Source organism: Chitinophaga sp. CCNWYY40 (assembly GCF_037483205.1).
Lineage (GTDB): Bacteria > Bacteroidota > Bacteroidia > Chitinophagales > Chitinophagaceae > Chitinophaga > Chitinophaga ginsengisegetis.
Map to the genome: position 1 here is coordinate 155,836 of NZ_JBBHLF010000006.1, position 22,235 is coordinate 178,070.

The following is a 22,235-nucleotide window of genomic DNA, read 5'->3' on the forward strand; positions in this document are numbered from 1 at the left end:
ACTACCCGGAGTTAATAATTAATGACGAACATGACCTTTCTGTTGATGATCTGTTGTTTATACTAATCGATTATGCCTGTCTGTTAATTATTGCATGGTTCCCACTAATTATTAACTCCGGATACGTTGCTGTTCATGTATATGATTAGTTGAGATGCACGTCTACCAGTACGTTCATACCCGGGCGTAACTGTTTTACCAGTTCATCGTTAGGGTTATCGAACTCAATTTTTACCGGTAAGCGCTGCACTACTTTTACGAAGTTACCGGAAGCGTTATCCGCAGGCAGCAGGGCGAATTTGGAGCCGGTAGCCGGAGCGAAGGAAGTTACTTTACCTTCCAGTCCTTTTTCAGGATAAGCATCAATGTGTACCGTTACTTTCTGACCCAGTTTCATTTTATCCAGCTGTGTTTCCTTGAAGTTGGCCACTACCCACGGAGTAGTGCTTAGTACCACGCTGAATAAAGACTGACCCGCAGTAACAAACTGTCCCGGCTGTACGAAGATTTTTGACAGTACGCCATCTTCCGGAGCAAGGATCACGGAATAAGACAGGTTCAGCTTCGCATCTTCCACATCTGTTTCACGTTGTTTGATACCTGCATTCGCTACGTTAATTTGTTTGGAAGTTGCACCGCTCTGGGAACTCACTACGTTTGTCTGACGGCTGGCAGCCGCTTTTTGACGGGCCAGTACATCAAGCTGACGTTCAGCAGTTTGTTTGGCAGCAGAAGCCTGCTCAAATTCCTGTTGGGTAATAGAATGATCTTTGATCAGGTTAGCGTAACGGTCGTAATCCTGGCTGGCTCTCCAGAGGTTTACTTTGGCGGCTTCGATCTGTGCATCGATAGTACCTACCTGCGCCTGTGCGGTGCTGATACCTGCTTCTGCAGCAGCAGTGCTGGCCTGTGCAGCGCCCAGGTTAGCCTGTGCAGCATAAAGGGCGTTTTCTGCCTGTTGTACTTTTATGGCCAGGTCGCGGTCGTCCAGGATTACTAATGTATCTCCTTTCTTCACCACCTGGTTATCTTTCACTCTTACTTCTTTCACATAACCGGATACGCGGGGTATAACCGGGCTCACATTAGCATCGATCTGCGCATTATCAGTTTCTTCATGGTGCTGACCATGAACATACTTGGTGATACCAAATGCACCGCCACCCAGCACCAGCACTGCCAGCACTATAACGAATCCTTTGCTTTTCTTTTTAGGCGCGGTTGTTTCCTGCATGTTTATATTGTTAGTAGGTTTTGTTTGAGTTTGCGTTTCCACGGCTTTGATATTTATTGGTTTGTTGGTATTATTTGTTGTTGGATTCCAGTATACCTGCAGACTGTAACAGTTTGTTATATGCTACCAGTGCATCTGCCTTTGCGTACGCATAGTTGAGATGCGCCTGCAGATTTGCAACGTCGGCATCCAACAGATCTGTTGTAGTAGCCAGGTTGTTATCGTGCTTGTTCTTCGTAATCCGGTAATTTTCTTCCGACTGTTCTATCGCTTTGATATAAGTATCCATTTTCTTGTGGCTCAGAAGGTAATTTTCGTAAGATTGGTATACGTCCAGGTGAATACCATCCACGAGCTTCGCCTCATTGGCCTGTACTTCTGCCAGTTGCGCCTTAGCATTACTTACTTTTGATCCTGTTTTCCAGAGGGAAGAAAGATTGTATTTCAGCCCTACTCCTGCATTTACGGCATTGGTAATGGTGATCACATTAGGAATGTAAGCAGCCACATATCCGCCGGTTACAGCGAGTGATGGGAAATAATCCGCTTTAGCTCCTTTTATTCCTGCATTCGCTGCTTTTTCACGTGCAGTGAGAGAAGCTGCATCCTTACGGTTCTGGTAAGCCAGTTGCTCAAACTCTGCTACTCCGCGGCCATCTACCTTATCATCTACTTTGAATACGGTGCTGTCTACCTGGATCATGGTGTTATCCGGCAGGCCCAGCATGATATCCATATTCAGATTGGCAATTTTCAGGTTGTTTTCAGCGTCCATCAGTGCCAGCTGATAATTAGATTGCTGTAATTCTGCTTTTAAGAGATCGTTGCGGGCAAGGAGACCATTCTTTTCCTTGTTGGAAAATTCTTTCACCCTTTCGTCCGACTGCCGGATGTTTTCCTGTACCAGTGCTACCGCGGCTTTTGCCTTATAAAGATTGCTGTAGGCGGCGATGGTGTTCTGGATCACATCTTCACGGTCTTTATCAACATCCAGTCGCGCAGCTTCTGCCAGGTAACGGGCAGATTCTTTACCGCTTTGTATCAATCCACCTGCAAAGATGGGTACGGATACACTGGCGATACCATAAGCTGCTGAATTCACCTTGGGGCTTTCACTTTTGGTGCCACCGTTGCTATCATCTCCCAGTTTAAGTTTCATGTCGATATTAGGCTGTGTAAGCCTGAGATAAGAACCGGAAACACTTACATCCGGTAACTGGCGTTCATTGGCTTCTTTCAGTGAGGCAGTAGCCTGATCCACTTTAGCATGACTCACCTTTAATTGTTTGCTGTTTTGTATACTCAGCGATATGGCTTCATTTAACGAAAGCGGTTTTACGCTCTGTTGTGCGGATGCTGTCTGAAAGAAAAAAGTCAGCAGGATTCCCGATGCAAGCGCATATAATCGTGTGTATATGCTTTTAGAATTCATGTGTTAGGATTGCTTTGAACAATTTTTTTAAATGTGTACTTACTCTGTTTTTCAAATACTCCCTGTATTCATCGTCGTTCAGATCCTTTGCTTCAGGGTTCGTTCTTAATATATGCTTGGCAGGTATTACCTGATGGATAGTCCCGAATAAAGAAGTCATCAGCATTTCCACATCTACATCTTTATAAAAGATGCCCGCTTCCTGGGCATTTGTAACGATGGGGCGCATCAGACCAAGCATTTCCCCTTTCAGTTGCCAGATCAGATCCCTGACCGGACTTTGCTGGCTGTTCAGCTGTTCGCGGCTCATAATGCACTGGAAATACTGCTCCCCAAGCATTTTATTGATGAACCGGTCGATCAGGCTGTTTATCTTCTCCAGTGGCTCCATCGTGTCGTTCTCCAGTAATTCATTAATGAACTTCCGGGAAGCCTCCATTCTATACTTGAAAATAGATTCCAGCAATTTGTCCTTTGAACCGAAATAATAGGAGATCATGGCGATGTTCACATCCGCCTCCTGTGCTATATCTCTCACCGATGTGCCATGAAAGCCCTGATCGGCAAATAGCCGCTCCGCAACCGTTAAAATTGAGAGCTGTTTTTCACTATACTCTTCCATGTTCCTTTTTTAGATTTGACAGGACAAAGTTAAACAAACGTTTAATTTAAACAAGCGTTTATTTAACTGTTTGTTTAAATTTTGAATATTTAAAACTGTATATAATTGATAATGAACAAAATTGTTTAAAATTTTAAGCTATTTTTAATATTTCTTAATAATAGCTTAATAAAAAAGAAGAAAATCCTACCGATAGCGAGGTTTTTATAGCAGAATTTTATAATTTAAGAGATATACTCATACCGCCCTGTTTTACCATATAAAAACAAATTACATGCGTCCTTTTTCCTCCTTTCCGGGAACTGTTTTACTGGCCGGCCTCATTACCGGTACGCTGGACATCCTTTCTGCGTTTGTGTATTTTTCGATTGTTAGTCATGGTCAGCCTGTCAGCAAAATACTGGTATACATCAGCAGCGGTGTATTTGGTAAAGCGGCCTTTAGCGGGGGGCCGGCCATGATGTGGTGGGGGTTACTGTTTCATTATCTTATTGCGCTGGCGTGGTCGTTTGTTTTCTTTGTCCTCTATCCGAAGATAGCAGGGCTGCACAAACACCCGGTGACCACCGGGCTTGTTTATGGTTTACTGGTATGGTGTGTAATGAACCTGGTGGTAGTGCCGTTAAGCCAGGTACCGCATGGGCCGCTGCGTTTAGTCAACTCCGTTATTAATATACTTATACTGATGGCGATGATCGGATTACCACTTTCTTTCATGGCGCGTAAATACTACACAAGATAAAAAGCGGAGGGCATGCCCTCCGCTTTTTATCTTTAATATTTTACTCCCGGAAATTCTTTCTGCGCCTGCAGGAACTCCTCCTCCCAACTGGCGGGCCAGCCAAAAGCAATAGTGGCTTGTGGTTTCAGGTTTACACCCGCGGCGCCGCTCCAGAAATGGATAAACTCTCCCCAGTTCAAATCCCGCGTATATGCGTTGCCGTTACGGGGGAAGTTGGCGGCCAGTAATGTAAAGAAATTGTTCAGCACTTTGGCCCCGCCGTACTGATGGTAAATCGGGTAAAACCAGTTTTTGAACCACTGTGTTCCCGGCCGCGGAAAATTGTCCGTACCCTTCATCTGCATATCAAACCAGCGCCTGGCTTCTGCATCCCAGCCCAATGCCTGGTATACATCATACTGATAGATCTCCATCCACTTGCTGTCTTTCCAGATCGGGAAAGCCGGCGACCCGTGCACGCCTTTGGCCGCGCCTTCCACAATATGCCCTACCTCATGCACGGCTGCATCCAGGTTCCAGCCGGTATTGCTCACCCAATCGCCTTCATGCCCTACATCAATTACATTGCGGTAGTCGTGGCTGCCGTCGAAATAGGTAGACGGATGCCCGCCGCCATATTTGCCGGTATGCAGCAATACAAAGAGGCGGTTATCCTTGCCAAAGGCGCCATAAGTTTTAGTGGTGTAGTTCCATACCTTCGTTAACAGCGTATCCGGCCAGGTAATACTCTCAGGCGTTTCTTTGTCGTAATACACCGTTACCGACGAATTGCTGAACACCCGGCGCATTACCTGCGCATGCTCAAACCAATGCTCCTTCCAGGTAAGTGGTGGTGCAGCCGTGGTATCCTTCACCACCGGCGCCATCCACGCGGTATTTTTCGAAGCAAAGGTGGCAAGGGTAAAAAGACTGCCACCAACTAATAATACATAGCATAAATATCTCTTCATACAGGGATTTTATAAAAAATGCTAAATCGATTTTCTAATACCAAAAAAGTAGTATCTTAATGGTGAAAATAGCCAACAGGAATCGAATCAATTTTAAAAAATCCCTAACGGATTGTAAACAAAACTTAAAAGTATCAGGAGCGGACGTCGTTATCAATTGATGAACAGGAAAGGTCAACCAAAAGTAACAAAGCGAAGCATGAGGCATTCTATCAAGCTGTATATCCTGACAGCTGTTATCTGTATTATCGCGTTGGCTATTGTACAGTTTTTCCTGATATATAATACTTATCAGTTGCTGGACAGTCGTTTTAACTACGTGGAAAAAGGGAGGATCGGTGAAGCCTACAACCTGGCTATCGCCAACGATAAACTGTTCCCGGGAGGACAACCCCTGCTGGACAGCATCATTGTGCCACAGTACTCTTACCTGGAACAGCTGTATAACACTAACCGCCACGGCTTCGACACCGCCGCACAGCACCTCGTGAACCGCATTATCCGCGAACTGGTAAAGCACGAGAATACCGACAGCATGCTGAAAGCCATTAAAGCCAACGACGGGATCAAGGATTCCCTGCTGTTTGCCTTATGCATTCACCGGCTGGATATCAAGTTTAAAGACAGTCAGTATGTGAACGTATACAACCGCTTTAAAAAGTACCCGCTCATCCCGGCCAACAGGCAAAAGGAAATGGGGCTCTTTATTTGCGGCAACCTGCCGCAGCTCAATGAAAACAGCGCGGCATCCTCGCTGGTGGCCAATTCGCCCCTGCCCTACTCCTATTCCCTGTCGTTCTCATTTTATGCAGACCCCTATAACCGCCGTGCCCTTGTACTCCGGCAAATGAAATATACCATCCTGCCCGGCATACTTACCCTGCTGGCGGTGATTACACTGTTTGCCATCACCCTGTTCAAATGGATCCGGCAAAAACACCTGTCTGATATGAAATCAGACTTTATCAATAACATCACCCACGAGTTTAATACGCCTATCACGGCTATTATCGTTGCCAATAAAAATATCCAGAATGAAAAAACGCTGGATAACAAACAAAGCGTTACCGCACTTTCCGAGATTATCCACCGGCAGGCGGAACGCCTGAAACTACTGGTGGAAAAGGTGATCAATATTGCAGCTACGGAAAAACTGGCGCTCAAAACCACTACCACAGATCTGAATGAACTGATCAGCGGAATACTGGCGGTGTATAGTCTTAATACCATGAAGCAGGCCATCCGCTTCACTTTCCACAACAGCGGCCACCCGGTGATGATTGAAGCAGATACCTTTCATTTTACCACCCTGCTGCAAAACATCCTGGATAACGCCGTGAAGTACAACGACCAGCCGGAGAAGATCATCACCATTACTACCCTGCAGGAAAAAGAATCTATTGCATTGATCATACAAGACAATGGTATCGGCATGAACGCCGCTACCCTCCGCCATATCTTTGAGAAATTTTACCGGCACCAGCCCAATCTGTCCAGGCCCACGAAGGGCCTGGGGCTTGGGCTTTATTATGTAAAACAGTGCGTGGATGCACATGGCTGGAGCATTAAAGTGAGCAGCGAACCCGGTGCAGGCAGTACTTTCGTAATTACCATACCTTCAAAAATATAACGCTATGAAACATCACATTCTGCTGGTAGAAGATGAAACGGATCTCGGTAACGTTGTAAAACAATACCTGGAACTGATGGATTTCACTGTCGACTGGCAACAAAACGGGCGGGCGGCGTTGGAGGCTTTTGCCGCCACTCCCACGGCCTGGCATATCATCCTGATAGATATCAACCTCCCCGAAATGGATGGCTTTGAACTGGCGCAGGAACTGGTAAAAATACAACCAAGCGTTCCGTTCCTCTTCCTCACAGCACGTGGTGAAAAGAAAGACCGTCTGTACGGCCTGAAGATCGGGGCAGACGATTACATCGTAAAACCGTTTGATGTAGATGAACTGGTGCTTCGCATAAAAAACATCCTGAAAAGAAACCAGATCGTAAACAGCATAGCCGCCAGCAACGCTATTGAACTTGGAGGGATGCGTTTTCACAAAGATTCGCTGAAGCTTATCGGCAATGGCAAGGAAACCATTCTCACACCGCTGGAAAGCGATCTGCTGCTGCACTTCTATCACAACAGCAATAAGGTGATCCGGCGGGAAGATATCCTGCACCAGGTATGGGGAGCGAATGATTATTTTGTAGGAAGAAGTTTAGATGTATTTGTATCCCGCTTCCGCAAATACTTCCAGGGGAATGAAAATATCAGTATCCGGAATATTTATGGGATCGGGTTCATGTTCAGCCTTACCTAAATAAAAAAGGGCGGGCGCTACATCGCTTAAGGGCCCGCCCCTGCACATCTTTTACAAGATGTTGTGCCTGTTTATCAACCGTATCTTCATCATTTCAGTAAAATCATGTAAGGGAAAAACAAATACAGGAGGGCTTTGCCGCTATAGGTGTTTTTCATAGTAATACATAGTTAACAGGGGTAAGCGGAAAAAGTTCACCAGCGGGTGGTTGTCTTTCAGAAAAGGGCCTGGCTTTAGGGTGCTGGCCAGCGGGTGGTCAGGAGTAGGGCTGACCATTGCTTTTTGGTCAGCCCGGGAATTTTATCTGCAAATTGCGTTGCGAGGATACTTACTAGAACCTGTCCGGATAGAAAAACAAACGGGACTGCTCTAACTGCCAGGAGCCGGGCGTAATAAAATAAGGCAACACCAAACCTTTTTCACCGGCAAGGGGGAAACCCATTCCCATTGCCGGCACTTTACTCATGGTTTCATTATCCTGAAAGGCCCATTGATCTGTGGTACCTGCCTTCGTAAAACAAACACTGCTATTGCTCAGGGCATTTTTATTATCAAAATCAGCGGAAGGAATATAATCTATATAAATCCATGATTTTCGTTTTACCTGCTTTGCCAGGTATTCCCGGTATTCCTGCCCGGTGGTGTTATCAATTCTGTACAGGAAAATATCAAAGGGGGCATCGCTATCCGCATAGTGAATATAAAATCCCAATTTATTGGTGGTGGCTTCGGCGGCTGGTGGATTTACTTCTACCACCTTACCATCTAAATAGATGTAATTAAAACAGGCTTTTGTGCCTGATGCAGGAAGTGGTTTACTAAAGACTATTTCCCCGGTAGCAGGATCAGTCAGGGTAACCTTCGAACGTAACGCCGGGTCACGGTAGGTATATACTGCGTTAAAGCCTATTAAAGAGGCTGGCTGGAGTATAAATTTTCCGTTGGCCAAACTCTTGTCGTACCTGGTGGTATCTATTGATACTTCCAGTTCGTTCGCACTGCCATTGTAGCCACTGATGATCACCTGTATTGCTTTTTCCGGATTGAGCTCCTCTTTGTTGCACGCAGCAAGCACGTTAATAAGCATGGCAATGATACCGGCTATTTTCATGTATTGTATTAATTGCTTCATTGGTTCGTTTATTAGTTATAGTTCAAATAGTTTGGTAAACCTTATACTATTTCCTGCAGTGCTTTCATTGAATATATACAAATTGGAAGATGCCACTGATGCAGATGGTGTAGGGGCACTGGAGGAAGTGGCATGCCAGGTATATCCCGTTCCCTCCGTGTAAAATTCATTTGTACCTGCTTTGTAGATATAAGCCTTAAACAGCACACTGGTAGGCTGTCCATTATATTCTTGCCCCGAAGTTGGAAAGCTGGAAATAGTGACAGGCTCACTGCATTCATAAGGCTTTACATTTTTAATCCGGATGATCTCCTCAAAAGCCTTGGGTGTGAAATAATATTTTATCAGCACAATATCTACAGGTGCTGTATAATTAGTAAGCGTTGGCATGAACAGGTAACTGATTTTTATTTTTCCCTGTTCAACCAGCGGTTTTTCCGGCAGATCATTTACTTTACCATTCAGATAAAGAAATTTGAGGTTGGTAGGGCCGTCTCCCCTTTTTATTTCCTTCTCCAGCACCACTTTTCCCGTTCCTGTTTCTGTTAATGACAGCTTTACTTTATTGGTATTGCCATAGAACGTATACGCATCGATAAGATCAAAGGCACTATTGGGTGATAATGGATAATTGATCTTAAAAGTATCCAGTTTTATTTCCAATGTTTCATTGCTGCTATTATAGCCTTTCAACATCACAGGCGCTATCGTTTCCTTGTATAAAAAATCGTCTTTCCCTTTGTTGCAGGCAGCCAGTATTAACAGGAAGGCACCTGTCAGTATGGTATAAGATATCTTTATTGTCTTCATGACGCTACGGTTTTATTATAATCAGATGAAATCTAAAGGGAATAAGAAACGGATAAACTGAAAGAGGTGCCAATCTTACGAATGAAGGTATCCTTGTCGCCAATCCGGGTTTTAGTTTTCCCGTCTGCTGATGTTTCATAATAACCTTCTTCATATTTCTGGGAGAAGCCATATTTCCATTCGTAGATATCACTCCATTCTGTGGCTCCGGTAGAAGAAATTTCTGACATAGGGAGACCTTTCCATTTATCAAGCAGCTTATACGTGTCAGTACTGTTAATATAAAAGCGGTAAGGAGTATTTAGCAGGTTGCTGATGTTCAGCTTTGCCTTCAGCTTTTTGTTTTTCAGAAAACTATAGCTTAATTGGGCATCCAGCTGATCGCGTGGACGTTCATACTCTACAATATTCGGCGTAATGCCTGTGGAGAAGGTTTTGTAGCCCATGTGATTAAAGGCCATATTGACCCCTAAACGGTTGCCATCATATTGCAATCCTATATTGTACAGCACAGGCACCTGTCCATATAATGGTCTTTTTTCCCTCTGGAATACTTTGCTGCGGTATTCATAGCTTCTGCCGTATTTGTCTTCAATCATACTCTTTCCTACAAACATAGCAGCCTGTACTTCGGAACGCTGTAAAGTAAAGTTACCACTCAGGTAAATATTATCAAGCAATTTCCACTGCGGATAGATAAAACCCAGGCTTTTACGCAGGTCAAATTCCCACCCGTTCACCTTTGCCCAATCAGAGTTTTGGGTAGATACATATACGCGCATAGTGGCATCCGGTTGTATACGGTACAGCTCTACGGGCTTGTCAAAATACTTATAGAAATAACCAACAGAAATCACCTCACCAGGTTTGGGATACCATTCCAGTCGTAAGTCATAGTGGTCAATCAAGGTAGAAAGCACACCTTCATTCCGGCGAAAAGCACCTATGGCCGGATCATAGCGGATCATCCGGGAGTTTTCGATCAGTGCTGGTCTTACCACCGATTGTGAATAAGCAGCCCGTATATTAAAATCCTTCAATGGTGTGGCAGTAAGGCTTGCTGAAGGCAGGTAACGCCATTTTTTTTCTTCAGTTTCCGGATCAGCTGTAGGTGTTACGATTTTTCCGGTTTCAGGGTCCACGAACCTGTATTTTTCGCCCCGTTCTATGAGTGTACTGATAGATAGGTCATTGGCACCGCTCCTGATCCTTTCGTAATCGTAGTATTCAGCCCGAATACCCCATACCAAACGCAGCCAGTTGGTAAAACGGTTATCCATCATACCATAAACTGCCTGATTGGTATTCTTTCCTTCATATCCGTTCCGGGAAAAACTGGCAGGATAATATAACAAGTCTTTCATGGGATCTTTGAATTCCAGGAATTGTCCCCATTCCTGTACAGGAACATGCGCATATATGCTACCTATTGTTCGTACGGTACTGATCGGCAATAGGGTCCAGTCGTAAAGACCGTGGCGCTCCATATACTGATAGCCGGACTTTACTATCTGCTTTTTTCCAAGTACGTTGAAATGATAGCTCAGGGACCCTTCTGCTATTTTATTGGTTTCCTCATACAGGTATTGCGCCCTGTTAAATGTTCCGCCACCTGGATTGGTAACGCCACTGGGTGTTATATTGTAACTGCTTCCATTAAGCGTACTTGCAGGCATCAGCCAGGCTTCCACGGCATCTTTTTCGAGGTTGGTGAGTTTGTTCCGGGCCACATTCCAATCAAAACGGAAAGCACCAAAGGTGTGTTCACCATTGATACGGTTTTGCAACAGGTCAATAAACTTTGGACGGTCGTATTCCCGGATGGCAGGATGTTCGCCATAACCAATGTCATTACCATATCCCACGATACGGGAAAACTGGTTGTTAAATACCCGTGAATAGAAATTGCGGAAAGTGATTTTGTGATGCTTTGATTGCCACCCCAGGTTGACCAGGGCGCCCCAGGTGGTATTGAAATTATACTGGTTGGAAAAAGTAGGGTCGATTTCTTCCCCGGTAGCTACGTTGTAAACGCGATTGCCGATCTTCTCCCAGTCGCCCCGTTCAAAATGGGAAATATCATCAATAGATTGCTCATTGCGGTAGCTGAGTGAAGCCACAAAACCGAAACGGCTATCTTTAATGTTGTAGCTACGTCCCAGGCTGAACTGGTAGTTTTGTCCCGGTAATGCCTTGTAGGTCCTGGTGCCTATCCGTTCCAAACCACCTATTCTTTTGTTCTGCGCTGCAATCATTTCAGGTGTTATTGCCGGAATATCTTTGGGAGGAAGATCATACGGCTTGATAGGATTATAGTTTTGATTGGTAAAGATCAGCAGGTCTTTGGGGAAATGCTCCCTGCTGCCGTCATCAAAGCCGAGGTAGTCATTTTTTCCACGGCCATAACCCAGGAAGTCTTTTCCTGTGCTCCCACTTGTATATTTTCCGCCAATACCTATTGTTGTAAAGTTTTGATCAGGAATCGCAAACGTGTTGATTTGTACCAAACCGCCGCCAAAGCCAAAGCTCATATCAGGCGTTGCCGTTTTAGATACGATCACATTGTCGATCAGGTTACTGGGAACAATATCGAACTCAAAGTCGCGCACCTGTACATCCGTACTTGGTAATGTGGCGCCGTCCATCATAGCAAGGTTGTAGCGCTCTGCAATACCTCGTATCACCACACGCCGGTTGTCGTTAGTGCTCACCCCCGAAATCCGCTTTAATGTTTCCCCTATGTTTTTGTCGGGCAACGCTGCAATCTGTTCCCTGCTTATACCGTTGGAGATACCTGCTTCGTTCTTTTGGCGGGCATAGAGCGCTTTGATACTTTCTTTTTTTGCAGAAGAGGTAATCACTACGCCACTCAGTGTATGCTTCGTTCTTTTAAGCGTTACGTTTAATGCAAAAATCTGATTGTCCTTTACTTCGATATCGGTGACCTGTTTGGTACCATAACCTAAGGACGAGATTTCTGCCTGATAGGCCCCCTTTGGCAGCGCAATACTAAAAGAACCATCTGTACTGGTGGTTGTTCCATTATTGCCAATGCGGATGCTGACACCTGGTATAGGATCACCGTTTTCTTCATCAATGATTTTCCCGCTGATTTTTCCGGGAGCTTTTTGAGGAGTGGCAGATGGCGTTTGTTTATCCGCGGATTTTTTAACCAGCCAGGCAGTGCCTCTTCTTTCTATAGTAAACGGAATGTTGGTGACCAGCCCGCTTAAAATCTGCTCCACCGTTTTGTTGTTGTATTCCGCTGGTTTTATCACAACCCCATTTACCTCTTCTTTACTAAAGGCAATACTCATACCCGTTGTTTTACGGAGTACACCCAGCGCCTGTTCTAAACTGCCTTGTTGAAATTTTACCGAATACTTCGTTTCCTGCGCCAGCATTACCATAGGTGACAGTAACAATAATAGGATCAGGGCAGGCGGGATAAATAATTTCCCTCCAGGTTGCTTCAACCATGTTAGTAGCATAACTTTGTTTTTTACTTTTTTTATTTTAACGAATGAAAAAATGGCATTGGCCCTGTTCACAGCAGGGCTTTTGCTTTTATAGCGGTTAATAGATCTCTATTTCAGCAGGGGTGATGATCCGGAACCGGCATCCGGTTAAACTGCAAAACACTTCCACGATTTCACTGGCCGATTGCTCCTTATTAAAATTGACATTGACATTGGTTTGCAGCTGATGCGGATTCCGCCGCGTATGGAGGGCAACACCATATTGATTTTGCAGTAGCACCACCAGATCATTGAACCGGACATTTTCATAATCCCATTCGCCCTTTGCCCAGCTGGTCAGGCTTTCCACAGATACAGCATGTTGGATGGTATAATCCCGGCTGGCCTTATTGTAATGGATGGCCTGTGCCCGGGTAAGGATATCCGGTGCGCTGCCCGGCTTACTGACCTGCACCTTACCGGATACAACGGAGATCTGTATATCTTCTCCCTGGGCGTAGCTGCTGATATTGAACTGTGTGCCCAGTACCAAAGTGGCCAGGCTGTCGGCAGTTTGCACGGTAAAAGGATGTTTGTCGTCATGGGTTACGGTAAACAATGCTTCACCCGAAAGCTGCACCTGTCGGTGACGGGCAAAGTCGGAGTGATAATGCAATGTGGAACCGGCATTAAGCAGCACCACTGAACTATCGGGTAATACCACCTGCTTTATTTCTCCTTTACCAGTTGCTATTTCTTTGAACACCACCGCAGTTTGTGCGGGAGTAGCTGCGTATTGGATTGTTCCTGCCTTCCATATACCAGCGCCTGCGGTAATCAGCACCCCCATCCACACAGCTGCGGCACGCCAGCTGGATAATGGCCTCAGCAGCTTACTCCTGTGCACCGGGAGGCTATCAGGAACGGTCGTTTTATCCTGCAAGCGATGAATGTTATTTAGTAACAGCGCTTCATCTTCCGCACTTAACTGAAGGTCTGCTTTCTTCATGTCGCCCCCTTTTTCAAACCATTCTTCCATAATGGCTTTTTCCTGAGAAGTGCAGGTACCTGCTATATACCGGTCTAAAAGTTCCCTGAAGCGTTGTTCTGTTTGCATAGCTTTTTATTTAAGGAAGGAGGGCTATAAATACTATTTATAGTACCCCTTACAGGATAGAGCCTAAAAACGAAAAGCAGACTACTCCGGAAAATGGAGTTAATAATTTGGTAATATTGCGAGGGGGATTAAATCACCAGCCATCTTGCTGCGGTGAGCAAAACAATAAAAAACATAAAGAAGAGGAAAGTTAACCGTGATACAGCCTGGCGGAGGCGCTTGCGCACTTTGGAAAGATGGTTTTTAACCGTGTTGGGAGAAATCAGCAGCAATTCAGCTATTTCAGGTACGCTCATACCAGCTTCCTGATTCAAGTGATACACCTTTTTCATTTGTGCAGGCAGCCCGGCAATTTCATTGGCTACAGAGGATTCCATCGTGCGGATGACAGATGCAGAATAAGCCTCCTGGAAAACCAGTGGCATGCCTTGTTCATTCAGTAGTTCCTGCAGCAGGTCCAGGCTTTCCGGACGGGCAGCATTACGTTTTATATATCTGAGTGTTCTGTTACGGGCTATGCTGTATAAGTAATTGAAAAGGGAACTTTGTATAGTAATATCCGCTTTCTTATCCCACAAATCCATAAAAACTTCCTGTGTAATATCTCCTGCATCGGCCCGGCTACGGATATGCTTGTACACCATACTAAAAATAGGAGCGGCATACAAATGATACACCTGGTCAAAAGCGGTGCGGTCTCCCTGTTTTACCTGTTGCCATAATGCAGCGTGATCGTGGATGCCTGAAGCCATGTACTGATTTGTCCTTATGCAGGGCAAATATAATCTTGCAATATTATCATAAAGTTAACGGTTATGGTATGGGTAAGATCACAAAGGAATATCGTGGACGAGAGGGAGCGTGAAAATAATCTACAAAAACATATGGCCCGCCTTGGCGGGCCATATGTTTTTCTTTTTTGCGGGTACAAGCCTTTCGGCTCAGCCCCATTATTACGTTATTGACTTATTTCAGTGAATTGATCCACATAGCTATTTTCGTGGCATCTGCCTGCGGTACCTGTGGGAATGGCGGCATTGGCGTAGCATAGCCGGGCCAGTTTTCTGCCTGCGGATTTTTAATCAGCGACAGGATCTTGGCTACCGAGTAATTCCTTTTGGCTACATCGCGGAAACCAGGTCCCACCTGTTTTTTATCAGGATTGTGGCAGGAAGAACAGGTATACTTGTTCAGCAACGGTTTGATCTGCTCATAAGTCAGCGCCTTTGCAGGAGCTGCTTTGGCTGCTGTGGAAGCGGCTTTTGCATCTGCTATTTTCGTGGCAGTGGTAGCTGGTTTGGCAGCAGAGTTTTTAGTGCTCAGTGCGGAAACCGCCAGCTTTGCGCCGTCAGGAATGTTATTCAGGGTGTAGTACACATCAGGATGTACCAGTGAATAGGAATTTTCCTGGGTACGGATACCATTCAGCGACAGCTTATGGATGTAGTATTGACGCAGTCCGTCGATCACGAGGCGCACCTTCATACCGTCAGGAGATACCTGTACACCTTTGATGGTCAGCTTTTCTGAGTTAACAGTAGGACTGCCATATACCGGGTGATATTTATAGATAAAGCTTTCTACATTGTAAGAAGCAATATCTTCTGCATACTTTTTATCTACCGGTAAGGTGAAGGTAATTTCAAAACCATCGGGCATAGCGCTTACCGTTCTCATTTCAAACGGCACTTTGTTGTTCCATACCAAACGTTGCAGGCCCTGGTTGGCATCACCGGCAGAACCCCATCCACGGTTGGTTTCACCTACAAAGAGGGAACCGTCTTTACCCCAGGCGAGGCGCAGTACGCCCGACTGAAAGCCGCTTCTGAAATCCCAGGCAGCGCCCTGGTACTCACCGTTTACTTTCTCCAGGTATACACGTACAATTTTGCTCTGTCCCTGGTCGCCGATCAGCACCTGTTTGGCAAACGGGCCAAAGGCTCCTTCGGGGATGGTGGTAAGCTGTGCATTGGAAATACCCAGGATACCGTGTGGCAGCCAAACTGCCGGCAGCTGTACTTCCGGGAAATATTTCTTCATATCAAACAGCGTCACAAACTTTTCATTCTCTACGTTTTCCGGTTTGATAGCACGGCCGTTGGCATCTTTGCGGAAGCGTGGATCTACTTTGCTGTAGAGCGCTTCTGTGGTGAGTTTTACCGGGGAATTAGGCAGGTTGGTCCAGCGTAAACCTGCAGGGTGACCAACAAAGCTACCTTTTTTCACGTGGGTTAAGCCACCGGAACCCATCCAGTCGCCCTGGTTCTCCGTATAGAACAGTTCTCCATCGATTGTACCAAGTCCGCACGGAGAGCGGAAACCGGTCGCAAATGGTTCCATTTTACCATCTTCTGTAATGTGCATCATCCAACCTCTCCAGGGTACCCGGCTTTCACCGCGCCACCATTCTTCATCGCCAAAGGCCACGTTGCCTGAAACAAAGAAAGAGCCATCTGTGCCCAGTACCGGGCCAAAGCTGTATTCATGATAATGACCGGACAAAGGCCATGAGTACACGGTTTCAAACAGGTCCATTTTACCGTCCATATTGGTATCGGTCATTTTGGTGAGTTCACCGCGTTGTGCGCAGTAGAGGGAACCGTTTTTGTAGGCCAGTCCCAGTACTTCATGCAGCCCGGAGGCCACTTTCCTGAAGTAAGGTGTTTTGCTGGTAGGATTCTCTACTATAAATATATCGCCGCGGCGGGTGGCTACGCCCAGGTCGCCGTTAGGAAGGGTGCATAAACCACCTACTTCCAGCAGGGTGCCTTCGGGTGAGCTGATACGCGCGATGCGGAAAAAGTCCTCTTCCTTCGGGGACTCCTGTGCTTTTACAGGCGTGATGGCCGTTGTCATCAGGAACATACCTGCGGCTATTCCTGCTGTAATACTTTTATAATTCAGTTTCATAATAGTCATTAGTGTTGCTGCTTAGAAGATAACCGCATAACCTGTTTTCGCCTGTACCGGCACTATCAGCTCCGCGCGGCCGTTCTGGTTGCGGATAATAGGATTCGCTTTGGCATCATCCATCTTCACATAATAAGATTTGTCGCCGATCACATATAATCCCGGAGACACCTGCTCAATACTATCCCCTACGGCTATACGCAAATACAGGTCGGAAGCAGGTTGCTGCACCGTAACAGTACGGTGGATTCCCTGGTTTTCCGGAAGCACGCTGATATCGTCTGTTACAGCAGTACCATAGATATTATAACGGAAAGTTGGCTTGCCGCTTTCATCGAGTGCATAGCCGGTTGGACGGAAGCCGGTACCGGCAGTATCCGTGCTCCAGGCAGTTTCTTTAGTGGCCAGTTTACCGATGGCCAGCGCAGGCTGATTGGTGAGTACCTGCACAGTACCCAGCGGACGGGAAGAACCATCACCACGGTCGTGCCACATAGGAGTGGTGTTCAGGAATTCGCCGCGCCATACCTGGAAGGGTAAGCCGTTGTCCATATCGTAAGTGTAATGCACTTTGGCGGGACTGCCTACAGATACGGCGTGTACCACGCGTTTGCCGCCGCGTACATCCATGAAGCTGCGCAATACGGTGTTTTCGTTGGCGGTTACCAGGATAGGATCGGTAGGATCATCTACGGGTACGTTAGTATCGCTGATCACAAAATCGCGGATGCCGGCTTCGCTCACCGATAAAGTGATGGATGGTTTTGCCCAATCGGTATTTTTAGCATACAGCACCTCCACCGGGTAGCTGCCGGGTTGCAATTCAATGCTGCCGCGGCCATCCCAGCCCTGTGGGGTGATAACAGGCTGGTTATTCACTTTTAATACGCCGCCGCCTCCGGAAGTATGCAGGTTGAAGTTGTATTTACCTGCGGTTTTAATGGCAATGGTAGTGGTGTAACGTACCAGGAACTCGTTGTCCGGCAAACCTGCAATGTTGGAGGTTAACAGCGCAGAAGTTCCGCTAGTTACGGGTTTCAGGGTAGCAAAGTCGGGTTCTTTATCAAAGCTGCCTTTGTACACGCTGTATTTTACGTTTTCCAGTGTTGGCCTGGGGGCGCTGAAGTTATGGATCACGATGTTCCTGAAAGCCACGGTACCGTGATCTCCCTGGATACGGAGCGGCCCGGAAGCCACTTCATTATTTTGTACGGCGCCACGGGTAGGTCCGGAAAGCACTACATTTTCCTGGATGGTTACGCCGTTCAGTTCCAGCTTGAGGATAACGGCATCGGCGGTTTTATTGCCGGCGGCATCAAAGCGGGGCGCCTGGAATGAAATTTTCATGTGTTGCCATAAACCGGGTGCGCGGCTTACGTTCTGGCGGGGAGCATGACCGTCATAGCCCTGCTGTCCTTCCGGTTTGCTGTCATTCCAGCGTTCATAGATACCTCCGTTGTCGGAAGCGCGGGGAGCTGAAGTACCCCAGCTGTCGAGCAGCTGGATTTCATACCTTCCCTGTAAATAAATACCTGAATTAGAGCCTTTAGACATCATGTAATCCAGTTCGAGATCCAGATCACCATGTTGCAGGGTGCTGAAAAGGTCCTGTCCATGTGCATTCTTTTCAGGCAGGTTTACCAGGATGCCTGTTCCTGCAGTTGTTTGCAGCAGGTTGTTTTGTTGCAGGTCTGCTTTAACGCCGCCGGCTATACGCCAGTTGGCTGCAGGCTGCTGAAATGCAGATAAATCTGTTAACGGCAATTTGTTCTGTGCCATCATCTGCTGACAACTGCCAATACTTAAAATCAATACCAAAGTTCTCCGGTCGTACACACGTAACTGCTTCAACTTTGGACGGAACTTGTTCCATCTAAGCATAGATCTGGATTTTTTTTAAAAAGTTTACATTGATTGCTAAATGCATTTAGCCTTGCAGCTGATACATCATTATTTTTTATATAGGCAACCCCAATTGTTAATGAAATTTAAATTCTCAACTATCGCTAAACGTGGGACTGGACTAAATTTGAATCACGGGTGCCAAAATAGAAATTAATTGTAAGAAAGTTGTTAGTGAGGGAAAAAAAATTACACCAGCGGTAAAAATGCGGAGTGGATCACAGGGGATTTTGTCTTTCCCAGGATTACGCTGATTATATTGATTTTATTTGGGGATTTTCTTATTCAGTAATAATTAAGGGAGATAAGAGCGGATATATATCCGCTCTTATCTCCCTTAATCCTTTATAAAATCAAAAAGAAAAAATCAATATAATCAGCGTAATCCTGGGAAAGACAAAATTCGCAACAATCTATAATGTTAATCCGAAAACCGCCAGTTTTTTCAGCGTGCTTTCATAATCCGTATGGCAAACGCCATTGATACCAAGACCCGCCGCTACATCGATGAACATGGAGCGGTCTTCCACATACACCACTTCGGCAGGTTTTACCTGCGCAATATCAAGCGCTATTTTATAGATATCCGCATCGGGTTTGCGGAAATGTACAAAACAGGAGGAAATGTAGAAGTCAACAAAACGACTGATATTAAAATGATGGATACGATGCTCATTCAGCTCTCTTCCTTCATTATTAACAATAGCAATTTTCAGTTTGTACTTTTCCTTCAGCTGCGGGATCAGCTCCAGCATTTCGGGGTATGGCGCCGATTGGGCAAACATAAACTCCCGGAAATCTTCCCGGCTAAAGGATCTTTTTTCATAAAACACTACGCGGCTCAGGTATTCATCCAGCGTAAGTTTACCTTCTTCATAAGTATCAAAAGTAAGGTGATGCCGTTCTTCCGTTTCTAACGCATCCAGCCCGAAAGTTTGTATCGCCAGTTTACGCGCAGCCCTGTCCCATCCGTTGGTTAATAATACACCGCCTATGTCCAGGAACAGCGTCGTAATCTTTACATGGTTGTCCATTTGCAGAAAATTTATTGCTATACTAATGTAGGAGATTAAACCGAAAAGAAGAAGGGAGATGAAAGCGAATATCTCGTTTACATCTCCCCTTCTCTCTTAAAACAAAAACTTAATCCTTTATTTCTTTTTAGCTTTTCTTTCTGTTATATAACCGTTAAAGCTGATCGGCGACCTGTCGCTGCTGGTTACCTGGAGCGATGCATATCCTTCGCTGGAAACGCTCAGGTTCATTGATTGCACCGATCTGTGATCTTTGGGCTTAATGGTAATATTCCAGCCGTCCTTTTTGCCGGGCGTAGCATTGTAATCAAAAGATTTGGTTTTAAAATCCAGTGGCGACTTCGTAGCGCCGTAATCCACGGATGTATAAACCCGGCCAAAATAAGGCAGGTAGCTGATCACCGAGTCTGCCCCTACTATCACGTTGTACTCCGATGTTAAATTACGCATGCGGCCACTCATGGGCAGGGCATTCTGCGCTACAAAAACATAATTCTGCGAATCTATCAGGGATTTGATCTTAGCCACTTTATCCGCTTTTTGCTGCGCCTTTGTTTCCTGTGCAAAAAGACCGGTAGAAATAAGGGCTCCCATAAAGAGAAGCACCACTGTTTTTAATACAAAGAACCTTTTCATATGGTAAGTTTTTACATAAGGGGAAGTGCTAATATCGTACCATAACAGCCGGCGGTACGTTTTGTTCACCACCACGGAAATACAATTTGCTGTTAAAATGTTACTTTTAAGGGCCAATGATTAAACCCGGAAACATGCCCAACCCATATATCTCGTTACTGAAAACCGCCTGGAAATATGCCCGGAAGGAGCGTAAAAAATACCTGCTGGTGTACTTCCTGTTCCTGATGGCCAATGTGATCTTTTCCCTGAACCCCGTGCTATTCGGTTGGTTTATTGGAAGCATACAACGCGACAGCGCCCATCTGCCCAGGTATACCCTCATCTTTGCCGCCTCCTACTTCGGGCTTAAATTCCTGGAATGGTGCTTTCATGGCCCCGCCCGCGTGATGGAACGGCAACTGGCATTTAACCTGAGCCGGAACTTCCTGCAGGAACGCTACCACCAGGCCCTGCATCTCCCCGTAAAATGGCACCAGGATAATCACAGCGGCTCCGTGATCAACCGGATCAGAAAAGCATATGAGGCCCTGAAAGAGTTTTTCGAAAGAGGCTTTATGTATCTCCATGCGATCTGCAAACTGTTGTTTTCCATGATCGCCATGCTGTATTTTTCACCGCTGTATGGCGGTATCGGCATCGCGCTGGGCGTGCTGTGTATATGGCTCGTGCTGCGGTTCGACCGCCCCTTTATCAGAACCCTCAATGAAATAAATGAAGGGGAACATGTGGTATCCGCCACGTTATTCGACAGTCTTTCCAATATCATGACCGTTATTACCCTGCGGCTGGAAAAGAGTATGGAAAACGGTTTGCTGGCAAAGGTGCAGCGCATCCTGTCGCCCTTCAGGAAAAACACACTGATCAACGAATGGAAATGGTTTGTGGCAGAAATGATGATCACCCTTATTTACTGCGTTATTACCATAGGCTATGTTTTCCAGCATTGGGTGCCGGGAGAAATGTTTTATGTAGCCGGGCTGGTTACCCTCCTGGGTTATGTAAACCAGTTCACCAGCGTGTTCCAGGATGTTGCCTGGCAATATACCGACGTGGTGCAATACAATACTGCAGTAGATACCGCCGGCAATATCAGCAACGCCTACACGCAGCATCACCGGGCAGATACCGCGCCGGAACTGCCGGTTCACTGGCAGCAGATCACCATCAGCTCCCTGAGCTTTTCGCATACGGCTACCTATGAGGATAATGCTGCTCCGCAAAGACTGCATGACCTTCACATCCTGATTGAAAAAGGAAAAAGGATTGCGTTAATTGGTGAAAGCGGCAGCGGAAAAAGTACACTGCTGGCTATTTTACGCGGTCTCTATGAACCGGAACCCGGTGTGGTGATACAGGTAAACGGAGAGGCGTTACCGTTAGCCACCGTAAATGAAAGCGTTACCCTGTTCCCGCAGGAACCGGAGATCTTTGAAAATACTATTGAGTATAATATTACGCTTGGCCTGCCCTTTCAGCCCGATGAAATCATGGCCGTATGCAGCAGCGCCCACTTTTCGGAAGTGGTGGAAATGCTGCCACAGGGATTGGCATCTGATATCCGTGAAAAAGGCGTGAACCTTTCCGGCGGACAAAAACAGCGGTTGGCACTGGCCCGCGGCATCCTTGCGGCCCGCAACAGCCAGGTGATCCTGCTCGATGAACCCACCAGCAGCGTAGATCCTAAAACTGAGGCCATGATCTATGAAAAAATGTTCCAGGCATTCTCCGACAAAGCGATTATTTCTGCCATGCACCGGCTGCACCTGCTGCCGCAGTTCGATTACATTTATGTGCTGGATCAGGGCCGCATCGTGTCTGAAGGTACTTTTCATTACCTGCGCGCGAATAGCGCCGCTTTCCAGGAGCTTTGGAAACACCAGGAAAACAAATAACTTTTTTTGATAATATTGCATTATCATTGCAGCC

17 protein-coding genes are annotated in these 22,235 nt (G+C 46.1%); 4 read left to right on the top strand and 13 right to left on the bottom strand.

The features are described from left to right. Nucleotides 1-145: 145 nt before the first annotated feature. From V7S65_RS23340 to V7S65_RS23350, 3 genes are all read right to left on the bottom strand, one after another. Nucleotides 146-1,234: an HlyD family secretion protein gene (locus V7S65_RS23340; RefSeq protein ID WP_079472761.1), complete on the bottom strand. Its 1,089-nt coding sequence runs from the start codon at nt 1,232-1,234 to the stop codon at nt 146-148. A gap of 70 nt (nt 1,235-1,304) precedes the next feature. After that, nucleotides 1,305-2,666 (bottom strand): TolC family protein, encoded by a 1,362-nt coding sequence (locus V7S65_RS23345; protein ID WP_079472760.1) that lies wholly within the window; start codon nt 2,664-2,666, stop codon nt 1,305-1,307. After that, the gene (locus V7S65_RS23350; protein WP_079472759.1) at nt 2,656-3,288 is read right to left on the bottom strand and encodes a TetR/AcrR family transcriptional regulator; all 633 of its coding nucleotides are present in this window, start codon (nt 3,286-3,288) and stop codon (nt 2,656-2,658) included. Before V7S65_RS23350 ends, V7S65_RS23345 begins: the two co-directional genes overlap by 11 nt. A gap of 274 nt (nt 3,289-3,562) precedes the next feature. Between V7S65_RS23350 and V7S65_RS23355 the strand changes: the two genes are divergently transcribed. Then, nucleotides 3,563-4,030, top strand: a complete 468-nt coding sequence (locus V7S65_RS23355) for a hypothetical protein (protein WP_336387968.1) — start codon at nt 3,563-3,565, stop codon at nt 4,028-4,030. A 32-nt stretch (nt 4,031-4,062) separates the two neighbouring features. Here the strand turns inward: V7S65_RS23355 and V7S65_RS23360 are convergent, their stop codons facing one another. Further along, nucleotides 4,063-4,980: a hypothetical protein gene (locus V7S65_RS23360; RefSeq protein WP_336387969.1), complete on the bottom strand. Its 918-nt coding sequence runs from the start codon at nt 4,978-4,980 to the stop codon at nt 4,063-4,065. A gap of 199 nt (nt 4,981-5,179) precedes the next feature. Here V7S65_RS23360 and V7S65_RS23365 point away from each other — a divergent pair, with 199 nt between their 5' ends. Together V7S65_RS23365 and V7S65_RS23370 are read left to right on the top strand one after the other, a co-directional pair. Then, nucleotides 5,180-6,610 carry a sensor histidine kinase gene (locus V7S65_RS23365; RefSeq protein WP_336387970.1) on the top strand — a complete coding sequence of 477 codons (1,431 nt, stop codon included), beginning with the start codon at nt 5,180-5,182 and terminating at the stop codon, nt 6,608-6,610. A gap of 4 nt (nt 6,611-6,614) precedes the next feature. Next, nucleotides 6,615-7,307: a response regulator transcription factor gene (locus V7S65_RS23370; RefSeq protein WP_079472755.1), complete on the top strand. Its 693-nt coding sequence runs from the start codon at nt 6,615-6,617 to the stop codon at nt 7,305-7,307. Nucleotides 7,308-7,638: 331 nt separating this feature from the next. Here the strand turns inward: V7S65_RS23370 and V7S65_RS23375 are convergent, their stop codons facing one another. The 9 genes from V7S65_RS23375 to V7S65_RS23415 all read right to left on the bottom strand — a co-directional run bounded on the left by V7S65_RS23375 (nt 7,639) and on the right by V7S65_RS23415 (nt 20,306). Next, nucleotides 7,639-8,439 carry a hypothetical protein gene (locus tag V7S65_RS23375; RefSeq protein WP_336387971.1) on the bottom strand — a complete coding sequence of 267 codons (801 nt, stop codon included), beginning with the start codon at nt 8,437-8,439 and terminating at the stop codon, nt 7,639-7,641. A 15-nt stretch (nt 8,440-8,454) separates the two neighbouring features. Continuing rightward, nucleotides 8,455-9,249 (bottom strand): hypothetical protein, encoded by a 795-nt coding sequence (locus tag V7S65_RS23380; protein ID WP_079472753.1) that lies wholly within the window; start codon nt 9,247-9,249, stop codon nt 8,455-8,457. A gap of 32 nt (nt 9,250-9,281) precedes the next feature. Further along, nucleotides 9,282-12,740 carry a TonB-dependent receptor gene (locus V7S65_RS23385; protein WP_336387972.1) on the bottom strand — a complete coding sequence of 1,153 codons (3,459 nt, stop codon included), beginning with the start codon at nt 12,738-12,740 and terminating at the stop codon, nt 9,282-9,284. Between the two features lie 85 nt (nt 12,741-12,825). Beyond that, nucleotides 12,826-13,824 carry a FecR family protein gene (locus tag V7S65_RS23390; protein WP_336387973.1) on the bottom strand — a complete coding sequence of 333 codons (999 nt, stop codon included), beginning with the start codon at nt 13,822-13,824 and terminating at the stop codon, nt 12,826-12,828. A 128-nt stretch (nt 13,825-13,952) separates the two neighbouring features. Continuing rightward, complete coding sequence (locus tag V7S65_RS23395; protein ID WP_079472751.1) at nt 13,953-14,576, bottom strand: RNA polymerase sigma factor; 624 nt, start codon at nt 14,574-14,576, stop codon at nt 13,953-13,955. Between the two features lie 214 nt (nt 14,577-14,790). After that, a complete protein-coding gene (locus V7S65_RS23400) occupies nt 14,791-16,734 on the bottom strand; it encodes a hypothetical protein (protein ID WP_079473114.1) in 1,944 nt (647 codons plus the stop codon). Between the two features lie 21 nt (nt 16,735-16,755). Beyond that, the gene (locus V7S65_RS23405; RefSeq protein WP_336387974.1) at nt 16,756-18,615 is read right to left on the bottom strand and encodes a family 16 glycoside hydrolase; all 1,860 of its coding nucleotides are present in this window, start codon (nt 18,613-18,615) and stop codon (nt 16,756-16,758) included. Between the two features lie 434 nt (nt 18,616-19,049). Further along, nucleotides 19,050-19,670: an HAD family hydrolase gene (locus V7S65_RS23410; protein ID WP_079472749.1), complete on the bottom strand. Its 621-nt coding sequence runs from the start codon at nt 19,668-19,670 to the stop codon at nt 19,050-19,052. A 117-nt stretch (nt 19,671-19,787) separates the two neighbouring features. Then, nucleotides 19,788-20,306: a DUF4251 domain-containing protein gene (locus tag V7S65_RS23415; protein WP_336387975.1), complete on the bottom strand. Its 519-nt coding sequence runs from the start codon at nt 20,304-20,306 to the stop codon at nt 19,788-19,790. Nucleotides 20,307-20,440: 134 nt separating this feature from the next. Here V7S65_RS23415 and V7S65_RS23420 point away from each other — a divergent pair, with 134 nt between their 5' ends. Next, entirely contained in the window at nt 20,441-22,201 is a 1,761-nt protein-coding gene (locus V7S65_RS23420) for an ABC transporter ATP-binding protein (RefSeq protein ID WP_336387976.1), read from the top strand. Nucleotides 22,202-22,235 lie beyond the last annotated feature (34 nt).